This is a genomic window from Oleiagrimonas soli (assembly GCF_000761445.1).
Lineage (GTDB): Bacteria > Pseudomonadota > Gammaproteobacteria > Xanthomonadales > Rhodanobacteraceae > Oleiagrimonas > Oleiagrimonas soli.
In genome coordinates, this window is sequence record NZ_KN196470.1 from 1,328,284 (window position 1) to 1,342,925 (window position 14,642).

The window sequence follows — 14,642 nt, forward strand, 5'->3', positions numbered from 1 at the left end:
TGAAGCTAGCCGCAAGAGGCTTTCAGCGGCGATCAGGGATGATCGCAAAAGTTAAGTGGCGCTCCCTACGAGACTCGAACTCGTGTTCCCGCCTTGAGAGGGCGGTGTCCTAGGCCACTAGACGAAGGGAGCGCTGTGACGCGAGGCGCGGTAGTATAACGGAAATATGCCGCCGGGCAATGCCTGATTTGCGGCCCACGAGGAAACTGATCGCTTGAATCCAGAGAAATCGAACATCTCCGCGCCCTCGACGCGCATCATCCCCCGCGACCAGCACACGGTCTCCCGGCGCAACATCAGCAAAGCGGCACTGCGCGTGCTGTACACGCTGCACGAGGCCGGTTACCGCGCGTTGCTGGTCGGCGGCGCCGTGCGCGATCTGCTGATCGGGGTGCAGCCGAAGGATTTCGACGTGGCCACCGACGCCACGCCCGAGCAGGTGCGCAAGCTGTTCCGCAATTGCCGCCTGATCGGACGCCGCTTCCGCCTCGCGCATGTCGTGTTCGGGCGCGAGATCATCGAGGTGGCGACGTTCCGCGGCAGCGGCGAAGCCGGCGATGGCGAGACTGACGGCGACCGTCACATCGTCGACGGCCGCATCGTGCGCGACAACATCTGGGGCAGCATCGAGGAAGACGCCTTGCGGCGCGATTTCCGCGTCAACGCCATGTACTACGACATCGCCGACTTCAGCGTCCGCGACGACGTCGGTGGCATGCAGGACCTGCACGATCGCGTGCTGCACTTGATCGGCGATCCCGAGACCCGCTACCGCGAGGACCCGGTGCGCATGCTGCGCGCGGCGCGTCTGGCCGCGAAGCTGGACTTCGACATCGACCCCTCCGCTTCGGCGCCGTTCGCGGAACTGGCATCGTTGTTGGGCGAGGCCGCGCCGGCGCGGCTGTTCGACGAGTCGCTGAAATTGTTCATGGCCGGCTATGCGCTGAAGAGTTTCCGCATGCTGCGTCGTTACGGCTTGCTGGCGCCGCTGTTCCCGGCCACGGCCAGGGCGCTCGACGGCGGCGACGACGAACTGCTGTCGATGATCGAGCAGGGCATGGCCAACACCGATGCACGCGTCGCGGAGGACAAGCCGGTCACCCCGGCGTTCCTGTTCGCGGTGCTGCTGTGGGGCGATGTCCGTGCCCAGGCGCAGGCGTTGATCGACGACGGCATCGCGCCGGCGCTGGCCTGGCAGCGCGCCGCGCATCGCGTCATCGCGAACCAGACGCAGCATGTGGCCATCCCGCGTCGCTTCACGCACGTGATGGAGGACATCTGGACGCTGCAGCCGCGCTTCGCGCAACGCACGCGCAAGCGCGTGTTCCGTCTGCTGGAGCATCCGCGTTTCCGCGCGGCCTACGATTTCCTGCTGCTGCGTGCCGGCGAATCGGACGACATCCGCGAGCAGGGCCAGTGGTGGACGACGGCGCAGGAGCAGCCGACCGATCAGCTGGCCGAGCAACTCGTTCCGTCGTCGCGCGGCGGCAAGAGCGGCAGCGGCACGCGCAAGCGCCGACGTCGGCGCGGTGGTCGCCGCAAGGCCGGCGGCAGCGATTCGGCGGAGTGAGCGTGCGCGCGTACGTGGCTCTGGGCGGCAACCAGGGCGATCCGCAGGCGCGCGTGCGCGAAGCGTTCGCGGCGTTGGATGCGCTGCCGGACACGCGCGTGCGCAAACGCTCGTCGCTGTACCTGACGCCGCCGTGGGGCGTGACCGACCAGCCGGATTTCATCAACGCCGCAGCGGCGCTGGACACCGCGCTCGACCCGTGGGCGCTGATGCAGGCGCTGCTGGAGATCGAACGTCAGGCCGGACGCACCCGCGACGGCCAGCGCTGGGGACCGCGTACGCTGGATCTGGACCTGCTGCTGTACGGCGACCGCGTGATCGACGAGCCGGGTCTGAGCGTGCCGCACCCGCGCATCGCCGAACGCGCTTTCGTGCTGCTGCCGCTGGCCGAGCTCGATCCCGCGCTGGACGTGCCGGGGCAGGGCCGGGTCGACGCGCTGCTGAAGAAAATCGACGCCAGCGCTTGCAAGCGGCTGCCGCCGCCCACATGACACCCGGGACCACCGGCTGCGCGTTGTGCGACGCACTCGCTTGAGTGCCGGCCGACCCTCCCCCGATAATCGAATTCCTCAGCGCGAGAATGCCTCACGTGTACACCGAGAACGCCCACGCCGACCGCAAGCCCGTCACTGCGCCCGCCTTGCGCGCGATGAAGGACGATGGCCGCAAGATCGTCATGCTCACCGCGTACGACGCCAGCTTTGCCGCGCGTGCGGATGAGGCCGGCATCGACGTCGTCTTGGTCGGCGATTCGCTGGGCATGGTGGTGCAGGGCCATGCCAGCACGCTGCCGGTGACGCTGGACCAGACCGTCTACCACACCGCGGCGGTGTCGCGCGGGCTGTCCAAGGCGCTGCTGGTGGCCGACCTGCCGTTCATGAGCGACCGCGATCCGGCGTTCGCGCTGGAGGCCGCGCGCCGGCTGATGGGCGAGGGCGGCGCGGCGATGGTCAAGCTGGAAGGCGCCGGTCACATCTGCGGCGTGATCGAGGCGCTGGTCGAGCGCAACGTGCCGGTGTGCGCGCATCTGGGGCTGACGCCGCAGTCCGTGCATCGCCTCGGCGGCTACCGCGTGCAGGGGCGCGAGGAGGCCGTCGCCGAGCAGATCCTGGCCGACGCCCATGCCGTCGCCGCCGCGGGCGCGCAGTTGCTGGTGCTGGAAGCAGTGCCTGCCGAACTGGCCGCGCGCATCACCCGCGAACTGGATATTCCCACCATCGGCATCGGCGCCGGCGCGGATACCGACGGCCAGGTGCTGGTGGTGTACGACATGTTGGGCATCACGCCGGGCAAGCGTCCCAAGTTCAGCAAGGATTTCCTGGCCGGTCGCGGTTCCGTGGTCGAGGCCATGGCCGCCTTCGCCGACGATGTGCGCGATGGTCGTTTCCCCGCGGCCGAACACCAGTACTGAGCCGGGCGCCACCGATGCAGACCGTCACCGAAATCCAGGCCCTGCGCGCCGCCGTGCGCGGCTGGCGCGCCAGCGGTCAGGCCGTGGGCCTGGTGCCCACGATGGGCAATCTCCACGAAGGCCATTTCTCGCTGCTGAAGCAGGCGCGTGCGCGCTGCGATCGCGTGGTCGCCAGCGTGTTCGTCAATCCGACCCAGTTCGGTCCCGGCGAGGACTTCGAGCGCTATCCGCGCACGCTGGCGCAGGATCAGGTCGGGCTGGCCGAGCACGACTGCGACCTGGTGTTCGCGCCCAGCGTCGAAACCATGTATCCGTTCGGCCCCGAGCACTCCGTGCGCGTGCAGGTGCCGCGTCTGACGGAAACGCTGGAAGGCGCGCATCGCCCTGGCCATTTCGACGGCATGGCGACCGTGGTCTGCAAACTGTTCAACCTGGTGCAGCCGGACGTGGCCGTGTTCGGGCAGAAGGATTTCCAGCAGCTGCGGGTAATCGAGCGCTTCGTGCGCGACCTCGGTCTGCCGGTCACGGTGCTGGCCGCGCCGATCGTGCGCGAAAGCGACGGACTGGCGATGAGTTCGCGCAACCAGTACCTGTCGCCCGAGGAACGCCAGCGCGCCGTGGGCATCCATCGCACGCTGCAGGCCATGAAGGTCTGGCATGTGGCGGGGCGTTCGCCACAGGCCATCGAGCAGGAGGCCGCCGCGCAGTTGCGCGAGCTCGGTTTCGAGCCGGATTACGCGGCCGTGCGCCGCAGCGCCGATCTGGCGCTGCCGGAGCACGGCGAACGCGAGCATCTGGTCGCGCTGATCGCGGCGCGGCTGGGTTCGACCCGCCTGATCGACAACCTGCTGCTGGACTGACGCCGCGCGTACATACGGCAGCGAATGCGTCCAGCCGCTATACTTTCTCCTTTCCCCAACACCGCATCCGTCGAGGCGACGTCATGCATCTGAACATGCTCAAGGCCAAGATTCACCGCGCCACTGTCACGCACGCGGAACTGCACTACGAAGGTTCGATCGCCATCGACGGCGATCTGCTGGACGCGTCCGGCATCCGCGAGTACGAGCAGATCCATGCCTGGAACATCAACAGCGGGCAGCGTTTCGTGACCTACGCGCTGCGCGCCGAGGAAGGCTCCGGCATCATCTCCGTCAACGGCAGCGCCGCGCGCAGCGCGCAGGCTGGTGATCTCATCATCATCGCCGCGTTCGTGACTCTGGACGAAGCCGAGCTGGCCGACTACAAGCCGCAGCTGGTCTACGTCGACGCCGACAACCGCATCAGCCACACCAATACCTCGATTCCCAAGCAGGCGGCCTGAGCGCCAGCGCGGGCCGGCGCCGGCCGGCCACGAAACGCTTGCATTTCCCCGCGCGGCACCGTGTACTGAAGCCAACATCCGTTGGCCGAGCACGTCCGCGCATGCCCGACAGTCGCTTCGTTCAGACCTGGCAGCACGCCGCACGCGAGCTGGAACTCCACGTCACGCCGTGGCGCGTGGTGCTGCTGCCTTCGGCGAAGTGTCTGGTGGCGGATCTGTGGATCGAGGGTTTCGGCTCGCCGCGCGGCATGCTGCTGTTCGGTCAGTCCGGTCAGATCGGCGACTACGGCGAAGAACTGCTGCGCGAGGCCTGGGCCTATACCGTGCTCGGTCTGGAACGTCATGTCGCCGACAGCCACGACGCGATCATGCAGCGCCTGCGTCAATGGGGCTGGTACGGCGCACCCGAGCGCATGCCGGGCTGGTTGATCGGCGCCTGATTCAGTCGGCGGCTTCGGCCTTCGATCGCTTTCCCTGCTGCTCGCGCAGCGCCCATGCGACGTGTTCGCGCACCAGCGCGGACGGATGATCGGCGCGCGCCTGCAGCGCATCGACCACGGCGGGCGAGGGCGCGGCGTTGCCGAGCGCGACGGCGATGTTGCGCAGCCAGCCCTCGTAACCGGTGCGGCGGATTGCCATGCCCTGCGTGCGCTGCAGGAAGGTTTCCTCGTCCCAGGCGAACAGTTCGGTGAGTTTCGCGCCGTCCAGACCGTGGCGTGGCGCGAAGTCGGGCTCGGTCGCCTGCTGCGCGAACTTGTTCCACGGGCACACCAGCTGGCAATCGTCGCAGCCGAAGATGCGATTGCCCATCGGTGCGCGCAGCGGTTCCGGAATCGCGCCCTTCAGTTCGATCGTCAGGTAGGAAATGCAGCGCCGCGCATCCAGCCGGTACGGCGCGACGATGGCCTGCGTCGGACAGATGTCGATGCAGCGCCGACAGGAGCCGCAGTGCGCGCTGGCCGGCTCGTCCAGCGGCAGCGGCAGGTCGGTGAACAGTTCACCGAGCAGGAACCAGGAGCTGGCGTCGCGGCTGAGCAGCAGCGTGTGCTTGCCGATCCAGCCCAGGCCTGCGTCGCGCGCCAGCGCTTTTTCCAGCACCGGCGCGGAATCGACGAAGGCGCGGTAGCCGAACGGACCGACGGCGTCGGCGATGCGGTCGGCCAGTTTCTGCAGCCGGAGGCGCATCAGTTTGTGGTAGTCGCGGCCCAGCGCGTAGCGCGCCACGTAGCCGCGCTGGTCGTCCTCGATCACACTCCACGCGCCGCGCACGCCGGGCGGCATGTAGTCCATGCGCACGCAGATCACACGGCGCGTGCCCGGCTCCAGTTCGTCGGGACGGCTGCGCTTGCGGCCGTGACGCTGCATGTACGCCATCTCGCCGTGCAGGCCCTGCGCCAGCCAGTCTTCGAGATGCGCCTCGTCCTCGCGCAGCGATGTGCCGGCCACGCCCAGCGCGCTGAAGCCGAGCGCCTTGGCCCAGTCCCGGATGTCGGCGACGAGGGCGTGCGGGTCGAGGTGGGCGGGCAAGTCGGGCATGCGCGGCATTGTAGTGGGTCGCGTCGATGCACTGCCCCCTGCAAGCCATCGTTGCTACGCTTCATGCATGTCCCTGAGGGTTTCTTCGACATGAGTGTCCCGATGTCGCGCGCGTTGTACACGGCGGCGCAGGTGCGCGCGCAGGACCGGCATGCCATCGAGCAATGGGGCGTGCCCGGTTTCACCCTGATGCAGCGCGCCGCGCATGCCGCGTTCGGCGTGTTGCGCACGCGCTGGCCGCAGGCGCGCAGGCTGCTGCTGCTGTGCGGGCCGGGCAACAACGGCGGCGATGCTTTTCTGCTCGGCGCGCTGGCGTTGCAGGCTGGATTCGAGGTGCGTGCCGCGACGCTGAGCGATACGGCGCAGGGCGATGCGCTGCTGGCGCGGCGTGCGTTCGAGGACGCCGGCGGCGTTCGTGCCGGCGCGGTCGAGGCCTGTTCGCGGGAGCGGTTCGACGTCATCGTCGACGGTCTGTTCGGCACCGGATTGAGTCGCGCGCCGGAAGGGGCGGCAGCGCAGTGGATCGCGTGGGCCAACGCCAGCGGACGTCCGATCCTGGCACTCGACGTGCCTTCCGGCCTGGACGCCGATACCGGCGTGGCGCGCGATCCCTGCGTGCGCGCCGCGGCCACCGTGACCTTCGTGGCGCACAAGCGCGGACTGTTCACGGCCGACGCCGGCGACTGTTGCGGCGCGTTGCACCTGGACCGACTGGAACTGCCGGAACCGACCTCGCCGCCACCCGACGCGGAGCTGTTGCGCGCGCACGGCCTGCCGCCGAGGCGACGCAATAGCCACAAGGGCAGCAACGGTCATGTGCTGGCGCTGGGCGGCGACGCCGGCACCGGCGGCGCCATCCGGCTGTGTTCGGAAGCCGCTCTGCGCGCCGGCGCGGGACTGGTCAGCGTGGCCACGCGCGCCGCGCACATCGGCGCGCTGAATGCGGCGCGCCCGGAACTGATGGCGCATGCGGTCGAGCAGCAAGCCGACCTCGCGCCGATACTGCGCCAGGCCAGCGTGCTGGCGATCGGTCCCGGTCTGGGGCAGGGCGACTGGGGGCGTGCGTTGTGGCAGGCCGCGCTGGACTGCGATCTGCCTCAGGTCGTCGACGCCGACGCGCTCAATCTGCTGGCCGCGCATCCCGCGCCGCTGCCGGCACGTTGCGTGCTGACGCCGCATCCGGGCGAGGCGGCGCGGCTGCTGCAGACCGATACGGCGACGATCCAGGCCGACCGCTTCGCCGCCGTGCGCGAGTTGGCTGCGCGCTACCGCGCCGTGGTCGCGCTGAAGGGCAGCGGCAGCCTGATCGCCACGCCCGAAGGCCGGGTAGCGGTCTGTCCGTGGGGCAATCCCGGCATGGCGGCCGGCGGCATGGGTGACGTGCTCACCGGCATCATCGCGGCGCTGCTCGCGCAGGGCCTGTCGCCGTGGGACGCCGCCTGCCTGGGGGTTGGCTTGCACGCGCGGGCCGGCGATCATGCCGCGGCGGCCGGTGGCGAACGCGGTTTGCTGGCCTCCGATCTTTTCCTACCGTTGCGCGAGTTGCTCAATGCCGATCCGAACTGAGCCGGATGCCCTGATGCTGGCCGACCCCGACGCCACCGAGGCGTTCGGCCGCGCGCTGGCCGCCGCCAGTGGAAACGGCGGACTGGTGATCTATCTGCACGGCGACCTCGGCGCGGGCAAGACCTCGCTCGCGCGCGCCTTCCTTTCCGCGCTGGGTGCCGGCGAGCGCATCAAGAGCCCGACCTACAGCCTGATCGAGCCCTACACGCTGGCCGATGGGCGCGCTGCCTGGCATCTGGATCTGTACCGCATCGCCGATCCCGGCGAGCTGGAATGGCTGGGCCTCGATGCGCTGGCCGACCCGGGCGCCGTGATTCTCGTCGAGTGGCCGCAGCGCGGCGCCGGTGCCTTGCCGGCCGCCGATCTGCATCTGCGTTTCGAGCATGCCGACGCGGCGCGGCGTCTGCGCCTGCAGCCGGCGAGCGCACGCGGCGAGCGGGTGGTTTCTGATTTAACTTATTGATAATCCATTTGAATCTTCCGCTCCCGCAAGCTCCGAAGATACCGTCCTGAACGAAGGTAACTTCTGACAAAGTTGGCGCAGGTGGCGGATTCAAAAGGGAAAAGGGCTTGATTCCCGGTCGCGTTTGGGGTATCAAACGCACCATGCGCGAAGTGTGCCGGCCACTGCTTGTTTTTCTGCTCGCCGTAGCGGCGACGGTCGCCCTGCGCCCGGCGTATGCGTCCGGCGCGGGACAGGTGCGCGCCATGCGCATGTCCACCAGCGATCAGCACACCCGCGCGGTGTTCGAGCTGTCGTCCTCGCTCGACTACAAGCTGTTCCAGCTGAAGAATCCGGATCGCGTGGTGCTCGACTTCGACGATGCGCGTCTCGCCAGCGGCTTCCAGTCGCCGGGCGCGAACGGACTGCTGAAGGACGTGCGCACCGGCAAGCATGGCAAGCACGGCGTGCGCGTCGTGCTCGACATGAAGGCGGGCGTGCAGGTGAAGAGCTTCCTGCTCGATCCCGCCGGCGGCAACAGCCATCGGCTGGTGCTGGACCTGTATCCGTCGTCGGATGCCGGTCGCGCCATCGTGCGGCGCACGGCGCCGGTCGGCGAGCGCAAGGTGCTGATCGCGATCGATCCCGGTCATGGCGGCAAGGACTCCGGCGCGCACGGTCGCGGCGGGTTGGAGGAAAAGACGGTCACGCTGGCCATCGCCAAGCGACTGGCGGCGCTGGTCAACAAGCAGCCGGGCATGAAGGCCATCCTGACCCGCGACGACGATACCTACATTCCGCTGGAGCGCCGCTTCGAGATCGCGCGCCAGCACAAGGCCGACATGTTCGTGTCCATCCACGCCAACTCGTGCCCGAACCACTGTTCGGCGCGCGGCGCGTCGGTGTGGGTGCTGTCCACGCACGGCAAGGAAAGCGAGGCCGGCAAGTGGCTGGCGCGCAGCGAGAACGCGTCCGATCTGATTGGCGTGTCGCTGGACAACCGCAGCCATACGCTCGCCTCGGTCCTGTTGGACCTGTCGCAGGGCGCCAGCATGCAGGCCAGCAAGCAGGTCGGGCACGATGTGCTCGGCGCGCTGAAGGGCATCATTCCGCTGTACAAGCCCAGCGTGCAGCACGCCAACTTCGTCGTGTTGCGTTCGCCGGACGTGCCGTCGATCCTGGTCGAGACGGCCTTCATCAGCAATCGCCACGACGAGCGTCTGCTGCGTTCCTCGTCGTACCGGCAGAAGATGGCGGACGCCATTCTCAAGGGGCTGGACCGCTACTTCACCACCACGCCGCCGCAGGGCACGTGGTTTGCCGCGCAGTGGGCGAAGAAGCACGGCATGCAGATCGCCTCGACCACGGATGCCACCGCCTCCGTCGATGCGCCCTCGCGCGCGGATGCCAACGTGCAGGATCTGCACAAGGTGAGCAGCGGCGAAACGCTGTCGGGCATCGCGCACCAGTACGGCGTCAGCATGGACGCCATCAAGAACGCCAACAACCTGGACGGCAACATGGTCCGCGCCGGCAGCATGCTGGCGATTCCGGCGGGCTGATCCGCCCCGAACCGGCGTGCCGCGCTGGTATCCTTGGCGACTCGTACCCTGCGAGTCCGTCATGCCCTCCAACATCCGTCCGCTTCCGCCCGAACTGATCAACCAGATTGCCGCCGGCGAGGTGATCGAGCGGCCGGCGTCGGTGGTCAAGGAACTGGTCGAGAACAGTCTCGACGCCGGCGCGCGGCGCATCGAGGTGGAGATCGAGGCCGGCGGCGCGCGGCGCATCTGCGTGCGCGACGACGGCGGCGGCATCGCGCCCGAGCAGCTGCCGCTGGCAGTGGCTTCGCACGCGACCAGCAAGATCGGCAGCTTCGACGACCTCGAACACGTCGCCACCATGGGTTTCCGCGGCGAGGCGCTGGCCTCGATCGCTTCGGTGTCGCGCTTCGCGCTGACCTCGCGTCCGCGCGACACCGATGCCGCGTTCCGCATCGAGGTCGACGGCGGCGCCATCGGCGACTCGCGCCCCGCGCCGCATCCGCCAGGCAGCAGCGTCGACGTGCGCGACCTGTTCTACAACGTGCCGGCGCGGCGCAAGTTCCTGCGCACCGAACGCACCGAGTTCGGCCGCATCGACGAGTTGCTGAAGACGCTCTCGCTGGTGCACGAGCATGTCGAGTTCCGGCTCAGCCACAACGGGCGGCAGGTGCGCTTGCTGCGACCGGCCGCCGACGAGCGCGCGGCGCTGGCGCGTGTCGGCGAAGTGCTGGGCGAAACGTTCACCGAAGCTAGCCTGCGCATCGACCATGCCGCCGCAGGCATGCGCCTGTCCGGCTGGGTCGGACTGCCCACGGCCGCGCGCAGCCAGGCCGATCAGCAATATTTCTACGTCAACGGCCGCATGGTGCGCGACAAGGTGGTCGCGCACGCGGTGCGTCAGGCCTATGCCGACGTGCTGTTCCACGGCCGGCATCCCGCCTTCGTGCTGTTCCTCGAACTCGATCCGGCCGGCGTCGACGTCAACGTGCATCCGGCCAAGAGCGAAGTGCGCTTCCGCGAGCAGCGCCTGGTGCACGATTTCCTGTTTCGCACGCTGCACGAGGCGTTGTCGGAGACGCGCGCGGGCAGCGTGATGTCGCAGCCGGTCGCGCCGCTGGCCGGTACGCAGTCCGTGGCCGATGGCTCGATCCCGGCCGCGTCGCCCGCCATGTTCGGCGGCAGCGGTGGTGGCGGGCGTGCGCACAATGGCGGCGTTTGGCGCAGCCAGGCCGGCCTGTCGCTGGGCGTGCGCGAGGCGCCGCTGGCCGACTATCAGGCGCTGGTCGGCGAGGCGCCGCAGCGCGGTTTGCCGGCGTCGACCGACGATGCGGACATCCCGCCGCTCGGCTACGCGCTGGCGCAGCTCAAGAGCATCTTCGTGCTGGCCGAGAACGCGCATGGGCTGGTGCTGGTCGACATGCACGCTGCGCACGAGCGCATCACCTACGAGCGCATGAAAAACGCGCGCAGCGGCAGCGGACTGCGCACGCAGATGCTGCTGGTGCCGCTGGCGCTGGCGGTTTCGGCGCGCGAGGCCGAGGCGGCCGAGGAACACGCCGAGGCACTGGCCGGTTGGGGACTGGAACTGTCGCGCAGCGGCCCGAACCAGATCACCGTGCGCCGCATTCCCGCGCTGCTGGAAGGCGCGGACGTGTCGCAGCTGACCCGCGACGTGCTCGGCGAACTGGCCCAGCACGGCAGCTCGCGCAAGCTCGAAGAGCTGGAGAACGAACTGCTGTCGACGATGGCCTGCCACGGTTCCGTGCGCGCCGGTCGCCGTCTGAGCGTGGCTGAGATGAACGCGCTGCTGCGCGACATGGAAGCCACCGAGCGCTCCGGTCAGTGCAACCACGGGCGGCCGACCTGGGTGCAACTGGGCATGCACGAGTTGGATCGCCTGTTCAATCGCGGACGCTGATTCGCGCTTGAACGGCTCCCGCAGGGCCTATACTCGAACGGTCCGTAGCCGGAGATCGTCCATGTTTCGCGCCAGCCTCTTTTTCATCGCCGTTCTCGGAGTCGCCACCGTGCAAGCCGCCGACGCCCCGTCGTACACCCAGCAGATCGAACACTGGCGCGCGCAGCGCGTGGAGCGCCTGACCGCGCCCTACGGCTGGCTCAGCCTGGTCGGGCTGCCGTGGCTGGAGCAGGGCCGCAATACCATCGGCAGTGCCAAGGACAACGCCATCGTCATCGCTTCGGCGCCGGCGCATCTGGGCACCGTCGACTGGCGCAAGGACGGCACGGTGACGATCGAGCTGGCGCCGGACGCGCACGCGACCATCGACGGCAAGCACGTGCGTCGCGCCACGCTGCTCGACGACAGTCACGACGATCCGACCACGGTGCGCTTCGGCACCACCGAGTTCTACCTGATCGCGCGCAACGGCAAGAAGGGCTTGCGCGTGAAGGACAGCGCGGCGCCCACGCGCACGCATTTCGCCGGCATCGACCATTTCCCGATCGACCCGTCGCTGCGCATCGTCGCCAAGTGGGTGCCGTACGCCAAGCCGCACACGCTGCAGATGGGCAACGAGATCGGCGCGGTCGACACCTTTCCGGTGCCGGGCAAGGCCGAGTTCACCTACCAGGGACACGACTACACGCTGTACCCGGTGATCGAAGTGCCCGGCGACAGCCAGTACTTCCTGGTCTTCGCCGACGCCACCAGCGGCAAGGAAACCTACGGCGCGGCGCGCTTCCTGTACATCGACAAGCCCGAGAACGGCCATGTCGTGATCGACTTCAACAAGGCCTACAACCCGCCGTGCGCGTTCACGCCGTACGCGACCTGTCCGCTGGCGCCGCCAGAGAATCGGCTCGGCTTCCGCGTTACCGCCGGCGAGAAGGTCTACAAGGGCGGCGAAGGCTGAGTCGCCGCGTTCCGCCGCCGTGACCACGCACGCCGAGCGCATTCTCGACCTCTACCAGCGCCACGCGGCGGCCTGGCAAAGCGACCGCCTGCGCACGCGGTTCGACGAACGGGGCTGGATGGATCGCTTTCTGGCGATGGTGCCGGCTTCGGGCGAGGTGCTCGATCTCGGCTGTGGCTGTGGCGAGCCGGTGGCGGCGTATCTGATCGAGCAGGGCCGGGCCGTGACCGGCGTGGACGGCGCGGCGGCGATGGTCGCGCTGAGCCAGCAGCGTTTCCCGGACCAGCACTGGGTGCATGCCGACATGCGCGGCCTGGATCTCCGGCGTCGCTTCGATGGCGTGCTGGCGTGGAACAGCTTTTTCCATCTCGCGCACGAGGATCAGCGCGCCATGTTCGCGGTGTTCGCCCGTCATGCCGCGCCCGGCGCGCCGCTGATGTTCACCAGCGGTACCGAGCACGGTGTGGCGATGGGAACGTTCCGCGGCGAGCCGCTGTACCATGCCAGCCTGGACACCGAGGCGTATCGCGCGTTGTTGCACGAACACGGCTTCATGGTATTGGACCATTGCCCCGAGGATACGACGTGCGGCGGGTTGACCATCTGGCTGGCGCAGCGCGCGACGGTCTGAGCAAGGCAGAGAACCGCGCCACGGCATCGCGGCGCGGGTTTGCAGCGAAGGGTGTGCTTCAGCGCCCCTTGAACTGCGGCTTGCGGCGTTCCAGAAACGCGCTGGTGCCTTCGCGCATATCCTCGGTGGCGAAGCACAGCGCGAAACCCTGGCTTTCGTAGTCCAGACCCTGTTCGATGGCGCACTCGCCGCCACCCAGCACGGCATCGAGAATGCCGGCCGCCGCGCGCGGCGCGGCCACGGACAGCGCTTCGGCCACGGCCTTCACCGCCGTGTCCAGTTGCTCCGGCTCCACGACTTCGGTCACCACGCCCAGTGCATGGGCGCGGGCGGCGTCGATCTGCTTGCCGGTCAGACACAGCTCCAGCGCCGCGCCGCGACCGGCCAGGCGCAGCAGACGCTGGGTGCCGCCGAAGCCGGGGATCAGGCCGAGGTTGATTTCCGGCTGACCGAACTTGGCCTTGTTCGAGGCGATGCGCAGGTGGCAGGCCATCGCCAGCTCCATGCCGCCGCCCAGCGCGTAGCCGGGAATGCGCGCGACGACGGGCTTGCCCAGTCGCTCGATCGTCAGCATCAGCGCCTGGCCGATGCGCGAGAACGACAGCGCCTGGGTCGGCGTGTAGGCGTTCATCTCGGCGATGTCCGCGCCGGCCACGAAGGCCTTGTCGCCAGCGCCGGTCAGCACCACCACGCGCACGGCGTCGTCCTGCGCCGCCTGGCCGAACGCCAGGGTCAGTTCGTTGAGGGTGTCGAGATTGAGCGCATTGAGTTTGTCCGGACGGTTGACCGTGATGGTGCGCACGGCGCCTTCGTCGTGGGTCAGCAGGTTGCGGTAGGCCATGATCGGACTCCGGTGAGAAAACGTGCATGGTATCAGCGGGGAACCATCCGCCCGCGATTGCGATCTGAACAAAGGGTCGTTGCCTCGCGCATGCGGGGTGCGACACGCTTGGCTTACCATGGTGGGCGGACCGGAACGCCCGAGGCGGATGCATCGATGAACCCACGTTTTGCCCTGATCGCACTGCTCGTCATGCCGACGCTGGCGTGGGCGCAGGGTGGAGGAGGCGCGCAGAAGGCGTCGCCGTCCACGACGCCGGCCGGTATCGACCGGACCAAGGCGTCGTACGCGGTGGGCTATCAGATCGGCACCCGCGTCGCCCAGGGCAAGAGCACCTTCGACATCGACATGCTGGTGCGTGCGCTGCGCGATGCCTATGCCGGCCGTGCGCCGAAGGTGCCGGCGGCGCAGATGCGCGAGCAGCTGAACCTGCTCGGCCAGCAGCTGCACGAGCGCGCCGAGGAAGGCTTCCACAAGCTGGCGGTGGCCAACGCCGCCGAATCCAGCCGTTTCATGGCGCAGAACCGTTCGCAGGTCGGTGTGGTGACGCTGCCCTCGGGCGTGCAGTACAAGGTGCTGCGCAAGGGCACCGGCGCGCATCCGACGCTGAAGAGCACCGTGGTCGCCAACTACCGCGGTGCGCTGATCGACGGCATGGAATTCGACAGTTCCTACGCCCACGGTCGTCCGGTGACGTTCCCGGTCGATCGCATGCTGCCCGGCTGGAAGGACGTGCTGCCGCGCATGCGCGTGGGCGGCAAGTGGAAGGTCTGGATTCCGCCCACGCAGGCCTACGGCGCACGCGGCCAACTGCCGCGCATCGGCCCCAACGAAGTGCTGGTGTTCGAGATCGAGCTGCTGGGCGTGAAGTGACCGCTGCACGCCTGTGCGGCGCGCAACTGCG

The 14,642-nt window shown here is 68.7% G+C and carries 15 protein-coding genes and 1 tRNA gene; 13 read left to right on the forward strand and 3 right to left on the reverse strand.

Annotation, left to right across the window (positions count from 1 at the left end):
- Nucleotides 1-56: 56 nt before the first annotated feature.
- A tRNA-Glu gene (locus LF63_RS05770) sits at nt 57-132 on the reverse strand.
- Between the two features lie 82 nt (nt 133-214).
- Between LF63_RS05770 and pcnB the strand changes: the two genes are divergently transcribed.
- From pcnB to LF63_RS05800, 6 genes are all read left to right on the forward strand, one after another.
- Nucleotides 215-1,570, forward strand: coding sequence for a polynucleotide adenylyltransferase PcnB (gene pcnB / locus LF63_RS05775; protein WP_043100264.1), 1,356 nt, complete (start codon nt 215-217; stop codon nt 1,568-1,570).
- A complete protein-coding gene (folK, locus tag LF63_RS05780) occupies nt 1,567-2,061 on the forward strand; it encodes a 2-amino-4-hydroxy-6-hydroxymethyldihydropteridine diphosphokinase (protein ID WP_043100266.1) in 495 nt (164 codons plus the stop codon). Before pcnB ends, folK begins: the two co-directional genes overlap by 4 nt.
- An 89-nt stretch (nt 2,062-2,150) precedes the next feature.
- Complete coding sequence (panB, locus tag LF63_RS05785; protein WP_043100268.1) at nt 2,151-2,981, forward strand: 3-methyl-2-oxobutanoate hydroxymethyltransferase; 831 nt, start codon at nt 2,151-2,153, stop codon at nt 2,979-2,981.
- A 14-nt stretch (nt 2,982-2,995) separates the two neighbouring features.
- Entirely contained in the window at nt 2,996-3,841 is an 846-nt protein-coding gene (gene panC, locus LF63_RS05790) for a pantoate--beta-alanine ligase (RefSeq protein ID WP_043100269.1), read from the forward strand.
- 83 nt (nt 3,842-3,924) lie between these two features.
- A complete protein-coding gene (panD, locus tag LF63_RS05795; protein ID WP_043100272.1) occupies nt 3,925-4,305 on the forward strand; it encodes an aspartate 1-decarboxylase in 381 nt (126 codons plus the stop codon).
- Nucleotides 4,306-4,406: 101 nt separating this feature from the next.
- Entirely contained in the window at nt 4,407-4,745 is a 339-nt protein-coding gene (locus LF63_RS05800; protein WP_043100273.1) for a hypothetical protein, read from the forward strand.
- Between the two features lies 1 nt (nt 4,746).
- Here the strand turns inward: LF63_RS05800 and queG are convergent, their stop codons facing one another.
- Nucleotides 4,747-5,841 carry a tRNA epoxyqueuosine(34) reductase QueG gene (gene queG, locus LF63_RS05805; protein WP_152569259.1) on the reverse strand — a complete coding sequence of 365 codons (1,095 nt, stop codon included), beginning with the start codon at nt 5,839-5,841 and terminating at the stop codon, nt 4,747-4,749.
- A gap of 90 nt (nt 5,842-5,931) precedes the next feature.
- Here queG and LF63_RS05810 point away from each other — a divergent pair, with 90 nt between their 5' ends.
- From LF63_RS05810 to LF63_RS05835, 6 genes are all read left to right on the forward strand, one after another.
- Nucleotides 5,932-7,407, forward strand: a complete 1,476-nt coding sequence (locus LF63_RS05810) for a bifunctional ADP-dependent NAD(P)H-hydrate dehydratase/NAD(P)H-hydrate epimerase (RefSeq protein WP_043100275.1) — start codon at nt 5,932-5,934, stop codon at nt 7,405-7,407.
- Complete coding sequence (gene tsaE / locus LF63_RS05815; RefSeq protein WP_043100276.1) at nt 7,391-7,870, forward strand: tRNA (adenosine(37)-N6)-threonylcarbamoyltransferase complex ATPase subunit type 1 TsaE; 480 nt, start codon at nt 7,391-7,393, stop codon at nt 7,868-7,870. The genes LF63_RS05810 and tsaE overlap by 17 nt, the downstream gene beginning before the upstream one ends.
- Nucleotides 7,871-8,115: 245 nt before the next feature.
- Nucleotides 8,116-9,411: an N-acetylmuramoyl-L-alanine amidase gene (locus tag LF63_RS05820; RefSeq protein WP_235205275.1), complete on the forward strand. Its 1,296-nt coding sequence runs from the start codon at nt 8,116-8,118 to the stop codon at nt 9,409-9,411.
- 61 nt (nt 9,412-9,472) lie between these two features.
- Nucleotides 9,473-11,311, forward strand: a complete 1,839-nt coding sequence (gene mutL, locus LF63_RS05825; RefSeq protein WP_043100278.1) for a DNA mismatch repair endonuclease MutL — start codon at nt 9,473-9,475, stop codon at nt 11,309-11,311.
- Between the two features lie 61 nt (nt 11,312-11,372).
- A complete protein-coding gene (locus tag LF63_RS05830) occupies nt 11,373-12,266 on the forward strand; it encodes a DUF1684 domain-containing protein (protein ID WP_043100280.1) in 894 nt (297 codons plus the stop codon).
- A 19-nt stretch (nt 12,267-12,285) separates the two neighbouring features.
- The gene (locus tag LF63_RS05835; RefSeq protein ID WP_043100282.1) at nt 12,286-12,897 is read left to right on the forward strand and encodes a class I SAM-dependent methyltransferase; all 612 of its coding nucleotides are present in this window, start codon (nt 12,286-12,288) and stop codon (nt 12,895-12,897) included.
- A 58-nt stretch (nt 12,898-12,955) separates the two neighbouring features.
- Here the strand turns inward: LF63_RS05835 and LF63_RS05840 are convergent, their stop codons facing one another.
- A complete protein-coding gene (locus tag LF63_RS05840) occupies nt 12,956-13,738 on the reverse strand; it encodes an enoyl-CoA hydratase-related protein (RefSeq protein ID WP_043100283.1) in 783 nt (260 codons plus the stop codon).
- Nucleotides 13,739-13,894: 156 nt separating this feature from the next.
- Here LF63_RS05840 and LF63_RS05845 point away from each other — a divergent pair, with 156 nt between their 5' ends.
- On the forward strand, nt 13,895-14,611 hold the full coding sequence (locus tag LF63_RS05845; RefSeq protein ID WP_043100284.1) for an FKBP-type peptidyl-prolyl cis-trans isomerase: 717 nt from the start codon (nt 13,895-13,897) through the stop codon (nt 14,609-14,611).
- Nucleotides 14,612-14,642 lie beyond the last annotated feature (31 nt).